The following is a 16,322-nucleotide window of genomic DNA, read 5'->3' as shown; positions in this document are numbered from 1 at the left end:
TACTAGTGGATTAGACATCCAAAATAAAATTATTTTTTTTGGAATAAAGTATAATTGGCTATAGCAGAATACCATAGAAAAATTTAGATTAGGTTTGAAAGATTTGATTCGGGGATCTTATCTTTTTTGGCTAGTAATATATGATTTTTTTACAAAACACAACCTAAAAAAAGTAGGTTGTGTTTTAATAAAAAAAAAATTCAAATTTAAAGTAATTTATTCAAACTCAGTTTCTGAATCTATTCCTATAATAGACACGTAAATCGCGTAATACATAGAATAAATAAAAGGAATGGTAAAAAATATTCCAATGCAACATCCAATGAATCCTACCATGGACGCTATAAAGCTTACAATTAATAATCCCAAGAGTACTAATGGTTGTTTCGAAACGATTATGATACTGGATTTTATGGCCTCTACAGCTTTTAAATTTCCAAAAATAATCAAGGGAATAGTCAAGAACGTAAGAAATGATACTAGCATTGCAATCAGTGATCCAACAAATTTAATTCCGGAATAATCCAATATCGAGGATAAAACGGAACTAAATATCGAAATCAGCAAAGTTGAAATAACCAATTCAGCAAAATAAGGCTTTTTATAATATTCGAAAATGGTTGAAACATGGAATTCCTCATCTTTTTGAGCACAGTGGGCCATTTTAATTAATCCCGCAGGGAAAGGACTTAACAGGCAAGTTAACAATACAGCTGAAATAATATATAAAATCATATAAATTCCTGTGAAATTTTCAGTTTTTAGATTATCTAACATTTTTTCGTTTAGTGCCGAAACTCCAAAAGTATATATTACTATTCCACCAGCTAGAAGTCCTAATATAACTGAGAATACAAAAATCATCAAACCAGCATACAAGGCGATTTTTTTATAATTTTCAAAGGCTAGGTTAAAAACATTTCCAAAATCGATTTGGTATCCATTGGTTTTTATTTCTTCTATTTTTTCTTGTGTAGTTCTCATCATTTAATTTTTGGTTTTTATTGATTAATTTATTGTTTTATATTTTAAAATAGACTTCTTCAAAAGGAATTCTGAAACGTTCTCCATACACTCCTTCTTCATCCCTAAGTCCACATCCAATAATCATATTTATTTCGACAGAAGCGGGCAGTTGTAGTATTTTTTTTATTCTAATCGAGTCAAAACCTTCCATTGGACAAGTATCATAATTTAGGGCTGCCATACTTATCATAAAATTTTGTGCGGCAAGTCCGGCGCTTTTGTGAGCCACAATTCGCATATCACTTTGACTTACTTGTCTATAAATGGGCTTAAAAATTCCGATAATATAAAAAGCAAGGAATTTTATCGTGCCTAATATGCCAAAAAAATCAGTGTAAATTGTAGGAATGATTTTCTTATAATAATTCAGCGCAAATTTTTCCCTTTTGGAGTATTCCGTTTCTGGTTTATTTCCAAATTGGGATTTTAAAAATGCAATATTTGATTTCATCCTTTTTCTCCACAAATCTTTTCTAACCACCACAACTAGTAATTGTTGTGCTGTTTTCGCACCATTTTGATCAAAACTGGCGACTGCGATTTGCTTAATTATGTCTGGTGATACGATATGGTAAAATTCCCAAAGTTGCATATTACTACTGGTCGCTGCAAGTGTGGCTAAGTGGATGCAATCTTTTACTTTTTGTTCATCAATAGCTTCGTTTTTAAACACCCTAACGGAACGTCTGTATTTTATGGCGTCGCTTACTGATTTTTCACTCCTTAAATCCATTTTAATAGTTTTTGAATGGATTTTAATTTGTCATTATATGGTGCATAACGCATTGGTAAATCCAACCAGTTTGCTTTTTTTACAATTCCTTTTTTATGAGAAAAAGTATCGAAACTTAAACTACCATGATACGCACCTATTCCGCTATGGCCAACCCCACCAAAAGGGAGTCTTTTATTAGAAAAATGCACCACAGTATCGTTTATACAACCTCCTCCAAAAGAATAGTGCTTAATTATTTTTTTTGCGAATTTCTTGTCTTCAGTAAATACGTATAATGATAATGGCTTTTCGTATTTAGAAATTATCCTATTTATATCACCTTCATTTTCATAGGAAAGTATTGGTAACAAGGGACCAAAAATTTCATCTTGCATAATCAAAGTGTCTACACTGGATTCGTCAATAAGGGTAGGGGAGATGTAACAATCTTCTATATCAGTTTGACCTCCAAAAATCACTTTGTTTTCCTCTATCATATTCGCTAAACGAAGCCAGTTTTTGGTATTTATAATTCGGGCATAATCTGGGGATGATTTTGGATTTTCGCCATAAGCTTTAGTGATTTCCAATTTCATGAATTCCATAAAATGTCTTTTCATGTCTTTTTGAATCAAAATATAATCGGGTGCGATACAGGTTTGTCCTGCATTGATAAACTTGCCCCAAACGATTCTTTTTGCTGCTAATTTTAAATTTGCAGTATTGTCAATGATACAGGGATTTTTACCTCCTAATTCAAGAGTTACGGGAGTTAAGTTTTCAGCTGCGGCTTTTGCAACGATTTTCCCCACAGGAACACTTCCTGTAAAAAAGATGTAATCCCAGCGCTCTGAAAGCAGTTTTTGAGAAACTTCAAGACCTCCTTGCTTCACTTGTACATGATTAACAGCGAAAGTTTTATCTATAATTTTTGTGATAATCTCAGAAGTTTTGGGCGTGAGTTCTGAGGGTTTGAGCACCACTTGATTTCCGGCCGCGACAGCTGAAATTAAAGGGCAAAGCGCTAATTGAAACGGATAATTCCAAGGAGCTATAATCAATACTTTGCCGTAAGGTTCTTTATAAATATAATCCGTAGAGGGAAAATTGAGTAGGGATGGAAAAACCTTTTTTGGTCTGGCCCATTTATGTATATTCTTAATGGTATCTTTTAATTCAGAAATCACATAATTAGTTTCTGTGAGCACCGCTTCAAAAGCAGGCTTCTTGAAATCCTGATATAAAGCGTCAATAATTTCATTTTCGTGAGTGATTATGACATTCAGTAACTTAATTAAAGTTTCTTTTCTAGCAGCTATGTTCGTTTTGTAATTCATAGGACACACAATTTATTAAGTGCTATGCAAGTTAATTTTTATAATTTACATAATGAATCATTCTTACAAAAAAAATCATAAAGCGTCCCAAATTGAATCAGAAGGGGTTGGCGCAATAATTTCAATAGTTTCTTTAGAAACGGGATGAATGAAAACTAACTTTCTAGCATGTAAATGTATTCCTCCGTCAGGATTGCTTCGGTCAAAACCGTATTTTAAATCGCCTTTTATCGGTGAACCAATGGCTGAAAGTTGAGCCCGAATTTGATGATGCCTTCCTGTATGAAGATTGATTTCGAGGGCAAAATAATTATTGAGTTCCTTGAATATTTTATAGTCCAAACTGGCTAATTTACTGTCTGGAACTTCCTTTATATGTGCTTTTGAAGTGTTGTTTTTTTCGTTTCTTTTTATGAAATGAACCAATTTATCTTCGTTTTTTTCGGGTTTATTTTTTACAATTGCCCAATATGTTTTTTGCGTTTCACGATTGCTAAATAACTCATTCATGCGGGTCAAAGCCTTACTGGTTCTGGCAAAAACCACGATTCCTGTTGTTGGCCTGTCTAATCTATGGACTACTCCCAGGAATACTTCCCCAGGTTTATTGTATTTGTCTTTTATGTATTCTTTTACAACCTCGCTCAATGGTTTATCTCCCGTTTTGTCCCCTTGTACAATGTCGCCTACGCGTTTATTAACCACAATTAGATGATTGTCTACGTGCAGGATTTGGAGGTTGTCTTTATTGGATATTATTTTCATTACTTACTTAGGGCTTTTGTTTTGATACAAAAATAGAAGTTTTGTAATTGCTTTGGGTTAAAATCAATTGGTCTTTATATTTTTTTGGAATGTCTACCACTCTTTTGGTGGAAATAACAAAAAATATTTTTTTGTTACTACTTAAAACGGAGTCAAGTTCGTTAAATGTTTTCAATATTTGCGCTTTTCCATTTGAATAAAACTGTCCTGAGTAATTCTTGCTTTCCCAATAATATAAAGGAGTTTCCTTATTTGCTGTTGTGATTTTCAGATTTTCCAAAAGGTATTTATCGGAATTAATATAATTATCCACTTTTCCAGTTGCAAATAAGCCAATATAAGCGATGAATACAATAAGTGGAAAAATCAATGAAACCCGAATGGCTACTTTTTTGTTTTTATACTCTGGCCACCAATATACCATCAAAAACATAATGGGTATCGTTACCGGAAGGATATAAGTATGAAGAATATTTCTCGAAATTGTGAAGAAAATTGGTGTCCAAAACAGCCATAAGACCAAAAAGGAAACCCATTTGTTTTTAAGTATTGTTTGTCTGTTTTTCCATAATTTGAATAATACAATCTGTATCCATGGAAAAGCAAAGGCAATTAGGAACAACCAAATCATTCCGAGAGGCACTGATTTTGGATTTCCATACAAATCTCCTTTCCATCCAGATTCCACAAAACGCTTGTAATGTTCCCCAACAATAAAATAATCAAGAAAACCAGGCGTTTGTTGTTCTGCAAAATAATACCAAGGAATTGCGATTATCGCTGATATTAAAATGCCCAGCACAATAGAAAATTTAGAAAATAAATCCTTAAATCTATTTTTGTCAAGACAGCACCATAAAAAAAGCGGCGGAAAGGTCAATACAATTATTAACGGTCCTTTTGCCAATAGACCTAAACCTAAAGCAACAAAAAAGATATAATTCCAAAATGTTTTTCCCGCACTATTCATTGTTTTCCAAAAAGAAAGCATCATCAGTGTAATACAAAAACCCAAAGCTGTATCTGTTGAAACAACTCCGGTATGAATTAAAAATTCGGGCATTGTCAATAAAATAAAACCTGGTAGATAAAAAGAGACGCCACTTTTTTTAGCGATTCGTCCGGTTAGTATTATAAGTAAAAGGTTTAGGATAAAAGAAGGCAATCTTGAAGCAAATTCATTGATGCCGAAAACGGCAAAGCTGACTGCCGACATCCAAGTTGATAATGGTGGCTTTGCCCAAAATGGAACGCCGTAATCAATTTGTAAAACCACCCATTGATTCGTTTCCCACATTATTCGTGCTATTTCGGCATAACGAGCTTCGGTTTTGTCTAATAACGGAACGGTCGCTGTCAGTAATAATCGAAATAGGATGAGAATAATTACAGAAATATAAAGGATATAGGAATTGTTTTTAAATTTATCTGTAAGCATTGTCTATAGGTTTTGGTTAGTGGAATTGTGTAATAGTCTTTTATATTTTTTATTGATTTGGTACAAATCAATCCAAAGTTTAAAAAAGTAGGTTGCTTTTACTTTCGAATTTCCTTTTTCGATCCATGATTTTAAAGGAACTTCATACATTTTTTGGATTGCTTTTTCTTTGCCATAAATAAGCATCATCCTGAAGAATAATTCAACATCAAAAAGCCATTTTGAAAGGAATTCTTTTTCGAATAAAAGCTTGGAAACGTCTTTTGTGAAAACCTTACAACCGCATTGTGTATCGTACACTTTTAAGTCCAATACCTGTGAAATAAAAGTAGCTATAACTCTACCTATCAAAAATCGACTATTTTCACGCTCAATTGTGGATCCAATTTTTCTTATTCGGGAACCAAAGCAAAATACTACTTCCTCCCGCAAATAGGCTTTAAGTTCCATGAATTCTTCAAGTGAGGTCGCTAAATCAGCATCTAGATACCCAATGAATTGGTAGTTAAAATTTTGGTTGCAATAATTAATACCGGTTCTAACTGCTTCCGCCTTTCCTGAATTTTTCAGCAACGAAACAATATGAACCTGACCCGAATGTTTTTCCTGTAAGAGAGTGAGCTCTTGTAGTGTTTTGTCAGTAGAACCATCATTCACAAAACAAATAATTGCCTCAGGTATAGTATCAAGAAACCTAGAATATTCCTTGGATAAAAGGCCTTTTTCTTCATTATAGCAGGGAATAACTATATAAGTAGTAGGTATTTCGAGCATAATGGGTTTGTATTTATTTTAAGACAAATATAGGCATTGGTTCTTTAAGTTACTTTAATAAATGGTTAATACTGTTCATTAGCATTTGGGAAATCACTTGATTTCACATCAGCAACATACTGACCAATTGCAGTCGTCATTCCTTCGTATAGATTCATATAGCGTCTCAAGAAACGAGGACTAAACTCATTATTCATTCCTAACATATCATGGATTACAAGAACCTGACCGTCAACACCGCCACCAGCTCCAATTCCAATCACTGGAATCGAAATGCTTTGAGCCACTTTTTCGGCTAAATGGGCCGGGATTTTTTCAAGAACTAAGGCAAAACATCCCAGTTTTTCAAGCAATTTAGCGTCTTCCATTAGTTTGTCAGCTTCCTCATCTTCTTTGGCACGAACGGTATAGGTTCCAAATTTATAAATGGATTGTGGGGTTAAACCCAAATGTCCCATAACTGGAATTCCTGCATTTAGAATTTTTTTGATTGACTCTTTTATTTCTTTTCCACCTTCCAGTTTCACCGCATGTCCGCCGCTTTCTTTCATAATTCTAATAGCGGAACGCAAGGCTTCTTTCGGGTCTGACTGATAACTTCCAAAAGGTAAATCAACTACAACCAAAGCTCTTTCGATTGCTCTAACTACTGAAGAAGCATGATAAATCATCTGATCTAGAGTGATAGGTAGAGTCGTTTCGTGACCTGCCATAACATTAGATGCAGAATCGCCCACAAGAATCACATCGATTCCAGCAGTATCAACGATTTTTGCCATGGTATAATCATAAGCAGTAAGCATAGAGATTTTTTCACCATTGGCTTTCATTTCAATCAGTGACTTGGTGGTAATTCTTTTGTAATCTTTTTTTGCGACAGACATAGTTCTATTTTTATGAGTTGTAAAAGTAGTAAAACAAATTCTTATGAAACAATAATTACAAGCCATAATTAGACTCTCAAATTTCTAAATTATCTTTAGAAGTCCTAAATCTTTATAAAATCTTTATATTTTGCGCATTTAAAATTATAAAAAACTTACTACATATCCTTTAACTTTAAACTTATAAATCCCAGCAATCGGAAGCAAATTAAAGGTCAATTTCTGTCTAAATTACAGGAGGTAATTGCAATTGTGATACTTCATTTACCGATAATTTGCAATAATAGAAGATAGTTGCGTTTTTTTTTAATAAGAGTATTTAAAATACGTCTGTTTTATTTTTCGGCCGTAATTTGTGCTATTATAATTGATCTCTATTTTTTGTAAATTCCTAAAATTTACAACATCAAATCGAAGGTATCTTGAGCCCCGCACTATTTAGGTTGTTAAAAAAATGTTGTTGAAATTGAAGAAGTTGCTTTTGTACACCAACCAATCGCAAAATTAGAATTGGAAAGAAAAGTAAAGTAAATAATGGAACAATATTCCATAAAAAAAGGATTCGGTGTAAGTCGAATCCTTTTTTTCTTATTAAAAAAAACAGTAATTAGTTTTTCAAATCTGTAAATTTTAAATCAAGAGCAAAGGCAGGGTTTGTTTTCTCTACAATTTTTTCATTTGCTAGAGAAAATTCGGCTGTTTTTCTGATGTCTAATGATGAGGCGCCAATTAGAACTTTGTATTTTCCAGCTTCAGCAATCCAAGCATTTTTATTTGGAACAAATGAAGCTAGATCTTTTATATTTAATGTTAAAACTATGGTTTGACTTTCTCCAGGTTGCAATAAATTGGTTTTACCAAATGCCTTTAATTCTTCTTTTGGTTTGTCAATTGATTTTGATGGAGCTGAAAGGTATAATTCAACTACTTCTTTACCTGCTGTTTTACCTGTATTTTTAATAGTTACAGAAACCGTCATTTTGTTTGTAAATGAAACTGCACCTAATGTAAGATTAGAATAATCAAATGTTGTATATGATAATCCGTAACCAAATTCATAAGCTGGTTTTACATTAAAAGTATTGAAATAACGGTAGCCAACATAGACGCCTTCTTCATAATTTACGCTCGTTGGATTTTCTGCGGGTGTGCCAATCCAGTTTTTGGCAGATGGAGTGTCTTCATATTTTACTGGGAAAGTCATCGTTAATTTTCCTGAAGGGGTTACTTTTCCTAAAAAAACATCAGCAACAGAATTTCCACCTTCTTGACCGGGTTGCCAAGGCAAAAGAATAGCATCTACTTTTTCTCTCCAACTGGCTGTTTCAATTACACCGCCAATATTTAAAATCACAACTACTTTTTTTCCTTTTGCATGAAAAGCTTCAGCAACATTGTTGATTAAAGTAACCTCATCCGGAGCCAAATTAAAATCGGAATCTTCATTCCTATCAGCTGCTTCACCAGCATTTCTTCCAATGGTAATCAAAGCAAGTTCTGATGAATTCGCTTTCTTGGAAATAATTTCTGTATTCAATTCTAATTCAGGAATTCTTTTTGGGGTTGCCAATAATCCGCCTTCTTTCTCGCGACGAGCCATTTCTTTCGCATTTAGGTCGGCAGTATAGGGTTTATACAATCCTTCTAATTCTGTATCGATTGAAAAACCTGAATTGGTAAGTCCGTCAATTAGTGAAACAGAATAAGCTTCGTTTACATCGCCACTGCCCGTTCCACCGGAAATAAAATCGTAAGATGTATTTCCGAAGACGGCCAAAGGAGATGATTTTGAAGTAAAAGGTAAAACATTATTATTTTTCAATAAAATTATTCCTTCAGCCGCAGCTTGTCTGGTAACGTCAGCATTTTCTTTTAAGTTGGGTTTATCAGAATATTTATACTTGTTCATTGCAGGGGATTTCATAACCAATTCCAGTACTCTTCTTAGATTGATATTAATAACCTCTTTTGATAATTTTCCGTTTTTAATATTTTTTAAAATACTTTGTTGTTGAGCATAAAGTCCGGGCATCAATAAATCGTTTCCAGCGGAAAGTTGTTTTACTACATCACTTACCGCATCTTTTTTAAATGCCGACATGAAGTCGTTATAACCACCAAACCAGTCTGACATAACCAGTCCTTTAAAACCCCATTCTTTACGAAGAACCGTAGTCAATAAATCTTTTCTGGCAGAAGTATAAGTGCCGTTTACTAAATTATAGGATGACATTATGGTCCAAGGATTAGCTTCTTTTACAGTAATTTCAAAACCTCTTAAATAAATTTCACGCATGGCTCTTTCGCTTACATGAGCGTTTATGCCCATACGGTTTCTCTCTTGATTATTAGCTGCGAAGTGTTTGATAGAAGTTCCAACACCATTTGATTGAACTCCATTTACCATTGCAGCAGCAATTTTACCAGCAATTAAAGGATCCTCTGAGTAGTATTCAAAATTTCTACCACATAATGGATTTCTGTGAATATTCATTCCAGGGCCTAATAAAACATCAATTCCGTATTCCTTAACTTCATTACCCATCGCTTTTCCCACATTGTAAATAAGCTTTTCATTCCACGTGGAAGCTAAAGCAGTACCAACAGGAAAAGCCGTCGCATAATAAGTATTGCTGTAATTGTCTCTTACTGGTTTAATACGAACTCCTGCCGGACCATCAGAAACTACAATTGCAGGAATTCCTAATCTTTTTATTTCATAAGTTCCACCTGCAGCTCCGGGTACTTTTCCTTGATAACCGCCAAGAATAGGTCTACAAGTGACTGTGTCAAAACCTGGCATTCCTGTTCCTATTAACATACTAGCTTTTTCTTCATCAGTCATTTTATTGATTAAATCTTGGATTCGATCTTCCATAGAAAGCCGATAATCTTCGTATTTATCCAGTTTTCCATTATTATTGAAATCGGTGAAAGTGAATCCGTTTACGGTAATAGTTGGGTCTTTTTCAATCTTGCCATTTCCTGATTTTGTATTCCAAGAAATTCCTGAAAAAACTAATAAAGAAAGCAGCGAAATCTTTGTGATTTTCTGGATAGAATTGTTTTTCATAAAGTTAGATTTAGTTTTTTGGTTATTTTCATTGCTTCATTATGAAGCAATATTAATTATTATTTTTAATATTTGCAAAAAAAATATCTTTAATACTGTTTTATATAATTAGTAAAGTGATAGTTAAAATCAAATTAGTAGATTTGACAACAATTTAAAGCAATGGAATTAAAAAAAATATTGGAAGAAAAATCAGAAGAATCTTGGGCAAATTATCTACCAAATCTTTCTATTGACTGCGTTATATTTGGTTTTCATGATGCCTCTTTAAAAGTTTTGGTTTTACAAATGAAAGAGCAAAACCTTTGGGCGCTTCCCGGTGGATATATTTTAAAACAAGAAAATATAAACGAAGCTGCCAAAAGAATTTTGAAACAGCGTACAGGTGCCGAAAATATATACCTACAACAATTCAGGGTTTTTGGAGATTTGAATCGTTCCGAAGTATTTTTTGATGATTCCGAGGATACACTTTGGAACAAACAACGTTTTATTTCCATTGGGTTTTATGCTTTGGTCGATTATTCTAAGGTGAATCTAATTGTAGACGAACTTTCGGACGCTTGCGAGTGGAGATCAATTGATGAACTGCCTGACTTTATGATGGATCATCGTGCCATTTTCGATAAAGCACTAATCAAACTTCGCAAGCAGTTAAATGACAAACCGATTGGGTACAATCTGCTTTCGGAAAAATTTACCATGCCCGAACTTCAAAAATTGTATGAAATTATTTTGGGGCAAAAATTAAATCGAGGTAATTTTTATCGAAAAATGTTGCGTTACGATATTCTTATAAAACTGGATGAAAGAAGAAAAGGCGGTGCGCACAAAGCGCCGGATTTATATCAATTTGATTTGGATAAATATGGAAAAGCATTGAAAGAAGGACTAAACAGCGGCTGGTAAAAACAAATAAACCAATTATTTTTATTGAATTTATTTTCATTAAAATCAATGCCCCCGTTTTATTAAATGAAAAAAAGAAGCTCAAGTGCTTCTTTTTTCATTTAAACTTATTTTGAAGTAAATGGTTTAATTTTAGTAATTAAATTTTTATCAAATCATTTTTTTTTAAGAATTCCATCTACTACTTTGATATAATCATCAATAGAGTTGGTATTCGTATTTATGGCGACACTATTGTTGTCGTAAGGCGCATACATGTTTATGTTATCGCGGGAAAATAGTCCAACAGTAGGCGTTTGTGCTGAACTTGCCAAATGCATGATTCCACTATCGGCACCAATAAATACTTTGGTATTTGAAATTAATGAAGCGATTTCTCGAACATCTTTACTATAAAAGGTAGGTGCTTTAAATCCTATTTGCGAAACGTTTTCGACAGGTAAAACTTCAATAATGTTATAGTCAGGGTATTCCTTTTTTAATCGTTCATAAAATGGTTCCCACCACGATTCTGAATAGCATTTGTCGCCAGTTGCGAAGGTAAATATGCAAATAGTTTTTTTGTCGTTTTTAATTATGCTTTGCAGTACTTTTTGACCTTCGGTGATTTCAGAAGCACTTAACAATAGGTTTAATGAAGGCACTGGATTGTCATTTTCCTTAAATCCAAGTTTGGTTAAATAATGTCTGAAGTTATAGACAGGATATTTAGCAATATGTTCGTAATCCTGATATTTCGATTTAATATCATCAACATCATCCCCAAAAAATTTGAACTTTGAATTCACAAATTGCGCAGAAAGCCTTCCAGAAGAAGAGTTTTCAACTACATTAATAACAATATCATAAGGGTGTTTTTTTAAGGATAACCAACCTTTAAAATATTTTACTAACTCTTTAAAAGGTTTTCTTGGGAGCTGGATTATTCGCTTGACGTTTTTATAATTTTTAAATACAATTGCCGCCAAGCCTCCATTTACGAATAAATCAATTTCACATTGTGGAAAAGTTGCAATGACTTCTTGAACAAGCGGAGTAATTAATAACTGGTTTCCTAACCTAGGATTTGGTCTGCAAATTAGGATCTTTTTAATCTCTACTTTAGTTAAATCTGTATCTGGATTAAAATGGGAAGTTCCAATGTTTTTAGTTAAACGGTGCATTAGAGTTCTTCTGAATGCATTGATTTCACTTTTTATATTCATGCTTTTGATAAAATTATTTTATGTGTAATGAAAAACTACATCTAATTTTTATTTTAATATTTCTTTTTTCTAAAGAATAATCGTCAAAGAAACGACTTTTTTTATACAATTCAGAATGAAAATTTTCCTCAAAACAAATAAAACAGACTAGCTGCAATCCTCTAAAGTAGTTTATTGGCATATCTTTTGTATTACAAAAATTGGTAGTTTACATATCTAACAATTTAAAAAAGAATCAAAAAGTATGAAATATTTTATTTTAACGCTCCTGCTATCCGGTAGCTTGTATTCTCAAGAACATGTATTTAATGTGCAACGGTATTGTGTAGACGAACTTCCTTTTAAAACCGGAGAATGTGATATTTCAGGAAATGAGTATTCTTTTGTGTTCTTGGATACTCAAAAAAACGATGTTGTATTCTTTTTTACTGACATGAAATTGAAATATAAAATAGTGGACTCTTCAGTGTATTCTCCAGATCCAAATTATATGCTTTATATCTTAGAGAATGAGAAAGGGCAGGTGGAGATGAAAGTAAACAAGCAGAATACCAAAATGGAATTCTTATATCCAAATAATCATATTTATTTGATGGTAGGTAAATCTACTAAATTGTAAGGCAAGCTTGTGTTTATTAAATGTCGCGTTTTAATTTGCAAGTTAGCAATTGGCCTTTTTTACACCCTTTCGGTTCGAATCATCTAAATTTGGTTAGATTTGTAAAAGTGGAAGATGGTTATGACTCACGCAAATACTACTTTATTTTCGGAATATAAGTACATCTACACTCATTTTCCAAGCTTAAAAGTGTTAATCTAATTTTTTTAATATGACATCCAAAAAGACAAATTTTTTAAAATTCGCAAAAATAATTGGTTTATCACTAACTGTTTCCTGCGTGGCGTATGGTTCGCTTAGAGGAGCGAAGGAGTTTCCTAAAACGAATGAAACCGTATTGAATGACACAATTATAAATCAAATTAAAATTGATGTTTCCTTGAGGGATGATATTGTGAATTTTGGAATGGGATTACTAGGGACGCCCTATATTGCGGCTGGCTCCTCCAGGGCTGGGTTTGACTGTTCAGGATTTGTTTATTTTGTTTTTCAACATTTTAAAATTCATGTTCCGCGAAGTTCTTCAGAATTTAAAAATTTCGGAAAAGAAATTCCCATTAATCAAGTCCAAAAAGGAGATATTCTAGTGTTCTTGAGCCCAAGCAGAAATGTTATAGGTCATATAGGTATTGTGACTAATCCAAAAGGAAAGGAAAGTGATTTTATCCACGCATCTTCCAGTCGCGAAATGAAAGTCATTATTACAAGTTTAAAGAAAGAGGGTTATGCACGTAGATTTGTAAAAGCAGTTCGTGTTTTATAAATTTAGAGAAGCTGGGAAATATCTCTGCGAATTCCAACTTTGCTTGATAATGAAATATTGGGATAAAATAGAAAAACGGATTGCCTCTAAGATTTTCTCAATCACAAAATGAAATAGGGATTTGCAATTCTTACCCATTGACAGTTTTATTATAGTTTTCAAAATTATTGTTAGAACTGTTGTTTGTTGCAAAAAAATAAAAAAGTTACGTTCTTTACTTCACAAAAAAAAGCCTTTACACTGCTGTAAAGGCTTTTAAAATAATAAGGTATAAAATTATTTTGGCATAACCACACTATCAATAGCATGAATAACTCCGTTTGAAGCAGCTACATCTGCAAGGATAACCATTGCACTACCACCTTTTTCATCCGTCAACATTACTTTTCCGTCCATCAAGCTTAAAACGATTGTACCTCCTTGAACAGTTTTAACACTGTATTTTCCGTTATTTTTATTGATAGCATCAGTCACTGTTGCAGCGTCAAATTTTCCTGCTACGACATGATAAGTCAAAACTGCTTTTAGTTTTTCTACATTTTCTGGTTTCAATAAACCATCTACAGTTCCTGCAGGAAGTTTTGCAAAGGCAGCGTTATTTGGAGCAAAAACAGTAAAAGGACCCTCTCCACTTAATGTTTCAACTAATCCTGCTGCTTTTACTGCTGTTACAAGCGTTGAGAAATCTGCATTTGCAGAAGCTACACCTACAATGTTTGGTGTTTCGACAACAACCGTTGTATCCATTACTACTGCTGTTGAATCTGTCATCTCTGCTGAATCAGCTTCTTTCTTTTTACCACAAGAAGTAGCGATTACTCCTGATAATAACAATACACTTAATGTTTTTAATAATTTCATAGTCAATGTTTTAAGTTTAAAATAAATTAATACACTCAAAGATACACAATTATATGTTTTGTTTATTTTTTTTAACAAATAATTAAACAAATAATAATGTATGAACTTAATTGGTAGTAATGCTAGTCACTATTGTCTTTATTTAGAAGCAAATTAGGTTTGCCACAATAGGTTGCGAGTGAATCGTTTACTAGAATAAGGAATTATGCTGTTCAAGTAAGTTTTCCCGCCGCAAAAAGTCTTCTAATCTCTTTTTTGTCAAATTTACCAACGCTTGTTTTTGGCACTTCATTTATAAAAACATAATCTCTTGGAATTTGATATTTTACGAAGTCTCTGGATAAAAATTCAATTAATTCTTCATCTGAAACTGTATCTTCATTTCTGACCAAGACTATGGAAGCCAAAGGTTTTTCTACCCATTTTTCGTCTGCGATGGCAATTACGGCCGCTTCTTTAATTTTAGGATGAGCCATTAATGCAGATTCCAAGGCAACACTAGAGATCCATTCGCCTCCGCTTTTTATAAGGTCTTTTGTTCGGTCTTTAATTTCCATATAACCGTCTGCATCGATAGTGCTGACATCGCCCGTCTTAAACCAACCATCTTCCGTAAAACTTTCCTGATTATTGGTTTTAAAATAAGAATTGATAACCCATGCGCCTTTGATTTGTAATTCTCCCATGGTTTTACCATCTGCGGGTGCCAAAGCGCCGTCATCTGTCATAATCCTTAATTCCACACCAGGAAAAGCAGTTCCTTGTTTGGCACGGATGTCCAGTTTTTCGTTATCGGATAAATGGGCATGCTTTATTTGTAATCTGGAAACGGTACCCAAAGGTGATGTTTCTGTCATTCCCCAGGCCTGAACTCCTTTTATCCCGAAATCTTTTTCGAAACCTTCGATAAGACTTTTGGGTAATGCAGATCCCCCTACAAGATATTCTTCCAGTGCTAGTTTTTCTTGTGGTGGATTCTTCTTCATGGCATCATAAACGCCTAACCAAATTGTGGGTACTCCATTTGCTTTAGTAACTTTTTCTTCTTGAAGAATTTTAATAATAGCTTCTGGTTGTAAATTGGAAGAGGGTAGTACCATGTTTGATCCAGACAACAGACATAAATACGGAAATCCCCAAGCCATTACGTGAAATTGTGGTACAATCAATAAAATGGTATCTAGATTACTAAAATTTCCGGCATTTGGTGATATAATGGTTGAAGCATGTAAATACGTTGACCTATGAGAGTATAAAACTCCTTTTGGCAAACCCGTTGTTCCGCTTGTATAACACATTCCGCAAGCATCATTTTCGTTTAACGTGGGCCATTCAAAATCTTGTGATTGCTCTGCCAGTAAATCTTCGTAGTGTATAGTATTTAGCAAAGAGGTTTTAAAGTCTTTAGCGGCATTTATGATCACATAACATTCTACTGTTTCCAGCAGGCTGGCAATTTTTTCTATTAATGGGACTAAAGTTGCATCCACAAAAATAACTTTATCTTCAGAATTGTTGATTATATATTCCGTTTGATGGCTTGTTAACCTAATATTTATAGGATGACAAATAGCTCCTACACCTGAAATACCATAATACAATTCAACGTGAGGCGCGTGGTTCCATGCAAAAGTACCCACCATGTCCCCTTTAGTGATTCCTAATTTTAGTGTCAACGCATTGGCTAACTTTTTACATCGTTTGTACATGTCACCAAAGAGATATTCCTGTCGGGTTCCGTCTGGTAAGTAGCTTATTATTTTTTTATGATGATAGACGCTGTTTCCATATTCAAGAATGGTAGTCGTTGTGAGTGGATAATTCATTATTAAGCCTTCCATACTAAAAAATTTAAAATATTATTTAATTCTATGATGTTACTTGTTGCGTAATATTCAATCAGTTTCCTTTTTTTTTTAAATTCGGTTATTTGACAATTCCCTTTCCTCGACA

Annotated in this window: 14 protein-coding genes; 3 read left to right on the top strand and 11 right to left on the bottom strand. The window is 33.4% G+C overall.

Features of this window, described 5'->3' with window-relative positions:
* Positions 1–216: 216 nt before the first annotated feature.
* From IWX84_RS05265 to IWX84_RS05230, 8 genes are all read right to left on the bottom strand, one after another.
* The gene (locus IWX84_RS05265) at positions 217–987 is read right to left on the bottom strand and encodes a hypothetical protein (protein WP_231385419.1); all 771 of its coding nucleotides are present in this window, start codon (positions 985–987) and stop codon (positions 217–219) included.
* A 34-nt stretch (positions 988–1,021) separates the two neighbouring features.
* Entirely contained in the window at positions 1,022–1,759 is a 738-nt protein-coding gene (locus tag IWX84_RS05260) for a nitroreductase family protein (protein ID WP_196849702.1), read from the bottom strand.
* Positions 1,750–3,078, bottom strand: coding sequence for an aldehyde dehydrogenase (locus IWX84_RS05255; RefSeq protein WP_196849701.1), 1,329 nt, complete (start codon positions 3,076–3,078; stop codon positions 1,750–1,752). Before IWX84_RS05255 ends, IWX84_RS05260 begins: the two co-directional genes overlap by 10 nt.
* Before the next feature lie 75 nt (positions 3,079–3,153).
* On the bottom strand, positions 3,154–3,843 hold the full coding sequence (locus tag IWX84_RS05250; protein ID WP_196849700.1) for an RluA family pseudouridine synthase: 690 nt from the start codon (positions 3,841–3,843) through the stop codon (positions 3,154–3,156).
* Between the two features lie 7 nt (positions 3,844–3,850).
* Positions 3,851–5,281, bottom strand: a complete 1,431-nt coding sequence (locus tag IWX84_RS05245; protein ID WP_196849699.1) for an ArnT family glycosyltransferase — start codon at positions 5,279–5,281, stop codon at positions 3,851–3,853.
* A 3-nt stretch (positions 5,282–5,284) separates the two neighbouring features.
* The gene (locus IWX84_RS05240; protein WP_196849698.1) at positions 5,285–6,055 is read right to left on the bottom strand and encodes a glycosyltransferase; all 771 of its coding nucleotides are present in this window, start codon (positions 6,053–6,055) and stop codon (positions 5,285–5,287) included.
* Between the two features lie 65 nt (positions 6,056–6,120).
* Complete coding sequence (gene panB, locus IWX84_RS05235; protein WP_196849697.1) at positions 6,121–6,939, bottom strand: 3-methyl-2-oxobutanoate hydroxymethyltransferase; 819 nt, start codon at positions 6,937–6,939, stop codon at positions 6,121–6,123.
* A gap of 607 nt (positions 6,940–7,546) precedes the next feature.
* Positions 7,547–10,012: a glycoside hydrolase family 3 N-terminal domain-containing protein gene (locus IWX84_RS05230; protein ID WP_196849696.1), complete on the bottom strand. Its 2,466-nt coding sequence runs from the start codon at positions 10,010–10,012 to the stop codon at positions 7,547–7,549.
* Positions 10,013–10,174: 162 nt separating this feature from the next.
* On the opposite strand from IWX84_RS05230, the gene IWX84_RS05225 reads away from it, so the two are divergent.
* On the top strand, positions 10,175–10,921 hold the full coding sequence (locus tag IWX84_RS05225; protein ID WP_196849695.1) for an NUDIX hydrolase: 747 nt from the start codon (positions 10,175–10,177) through the stop codon (positions 10,919–10,921).
* A gap of 155 nt (positions 10,922–11,076) precedes the next feature.
* Here IWX84_RS05225 and IWX84_RS05220 read toward each other — a convergent pair whose 3' ends face one another.
* On the bottom strand, positions 11,077–12,126 hold the full coding sequence (locus IWX84_RS05220; protein WP_196849694.1) for a glycosyltransferase family 9 protein: 1,050 nt from the start codon (positions 12,124–12,126) through the stop codon (positions 11,077–11,079).
* A gap of 244 nt (positions 12,127–12,370) precedes the next feature.
* Here IWX84_RS05220 and IWX84_RS05215 point away from each other — a divergent pair, with 244 nt between their 5' ends.
* Entirely contained in the window at positions 12,371–12,745 is a 375-nt protein-coding gene (locus IWX84_RS05215) for a hypothetical protein (RefSeq protein WP_196849693.1), read from the top strand.
* 211 nt (positions 12,746–12,956) lie between these two features.
* Positions 12,957–13,508: a C40 family peptidase gene (locus tag IWX84_RS05210; RefSeq protein WP_196849692.1), complete on the top strand. Its 552-nt coding sequence runs from the start codon at positions 12,957–12,959 to the stop codon at positions 13,506–13,508.
* A gap of 276 nt (positions 13,509–13,784) precedes the next feature.
* On the opposite strand, the gene IWX84_RS05205 is transcribed toward IWX84_RS05210, so the two are convergent.
* Positions 13,785–14,369: a fasciclin domain-containing protein gene (locus IWX84_RS05205; RefSeq protein ID WP_196849691.1), complete on the bottom strand. Its 585-nt coding sequence runs from the start codon at positions 14,367–14,369 to the stop codon at positions 13,785–13,787.
* A gap of 212 nt (positions 14,370–14,581) precedes the next feature.
* Positions 14,582–16,210 (bottom strand): long-chain fatty acid--CoA ligase, encoded by a 1,629-nt coding sequence (locus IWX84_RS05200; RefSeq protein WP_231385418.1) that lies wholly within the window; start codon positions 16,208–16,210, stop codon positions 14,582–14,584.
* Positions 16,211–16,322 lie beyond the last annotated feature (112 nt).

The organism is Flavobacterium sp. CG_9.10 (genome assembly GCF_015752245.1).
Taxonomy (GTDB): domain Bacteria; phylum Bacteroidota; class Bacteroidia; order Flavobacteriales; family Flavobacteriaceae; genus Flavobacterium.
This window is presented reverse-complemented; position numbering and strand designations above follow the sequence as displayed.

Bases quoted from the DNA above. Each gene is read 5' to 3' on its own strand.
- IWX84_RS05205 (WP_196849691.1), bottom strand. From the start codon at position 14,369: ATGAAATTATTAAAAACATTAAGTGTATTGTTATTATCAGGAGTAATC.
- IWX84_RS05210 (WP_196849692.1), top strand. From the start codon at position 12,957: ATGACATCCAAAAAGACAAATTTTTTAAAATTCGCAAAAATAATTGGT.
- IWX84_RS05260 (WP_196849702.1), bottom strand. From the start codon at position 1,759: ATGGATTTAAGGAGTGAAAAATCAGTAAGCGACGCCATAAAATACAGA.
- IWX84_RS05250 (WP_196849700.1), bottom strand. From the start codon at position 3,843: ATGAAAATAATATCCAATAAAGACAACCTCCAAATCCTGCACGTAGAC.
- panB (WP_196849697.1), bottom strand. From the start codon at position 6,939: ATGTCTGTCGCAAAAAAAGATTACAAAAGAATTACCACCAAGTCACTG.
- IWX84_RS05255 (WP_196849701.1), bottom strand. From the start codon at position 3,078: ATGAATTACAAAACGAACATAGCTGCTAGAAAAGAAACTTTAATTAAG.
- IWX84_RS05220 (WP_196849694.1), bottom strand. From the start codon at position 12,126: ATGAATATAAAAAGTGAAATCAATGCATTCAGAAGAACTCTAATGCAC.
- IWX84_RS05215 (WP_196849693.1), top strand. From the start codon at position 12,371: ATGAAATATTTTATTTTAACGCTCCTGCTATCCGGTAGCTTGTATTCT.
- IWX84_RS05230 (WP_196849696.1), bottom strand. From the start codon at position 10,012: ATGAAAAACAATTCTATCCAGAAAATCACAAAGATTTCGCTGCTTTCT.
- IWX84_RS05225 (WP_196849695.1), top strand. From the start codon at position 10,175: ATGGAATTAAAAAAAATATTGGAAGAAAAATCAGAAGAATCTTGGGCA.
- IWX84_RS05245 (WP_196849699.1), bottom strand. From the start codon at position 5,281: ATGCTTACAGATAAATTTAAAAACAATTCCTATATCCTTTATATTTCT.
- IWX84_RS05265 (WP_231385419.1), bottom strand. From the start codon at position 987: ATGATGAGAACTACACAAGAAAAAATAGAAGAAATAAAAACCAATGGA.
- IWX84_RS05240 (WP_196849698.1), bottom strand. From the start codon at position 6,055: ATGCTCGAAATACCTACTACTTATATAGTTATTCCCTGCTATAATGAA.
- IWX84_RS05200 (WP_231385418.1), bottom strand. From the start codon at position 16,210: ATGGAAGGCTTAATAATGAATTATCCACTCACAACGACTACCATTCTT.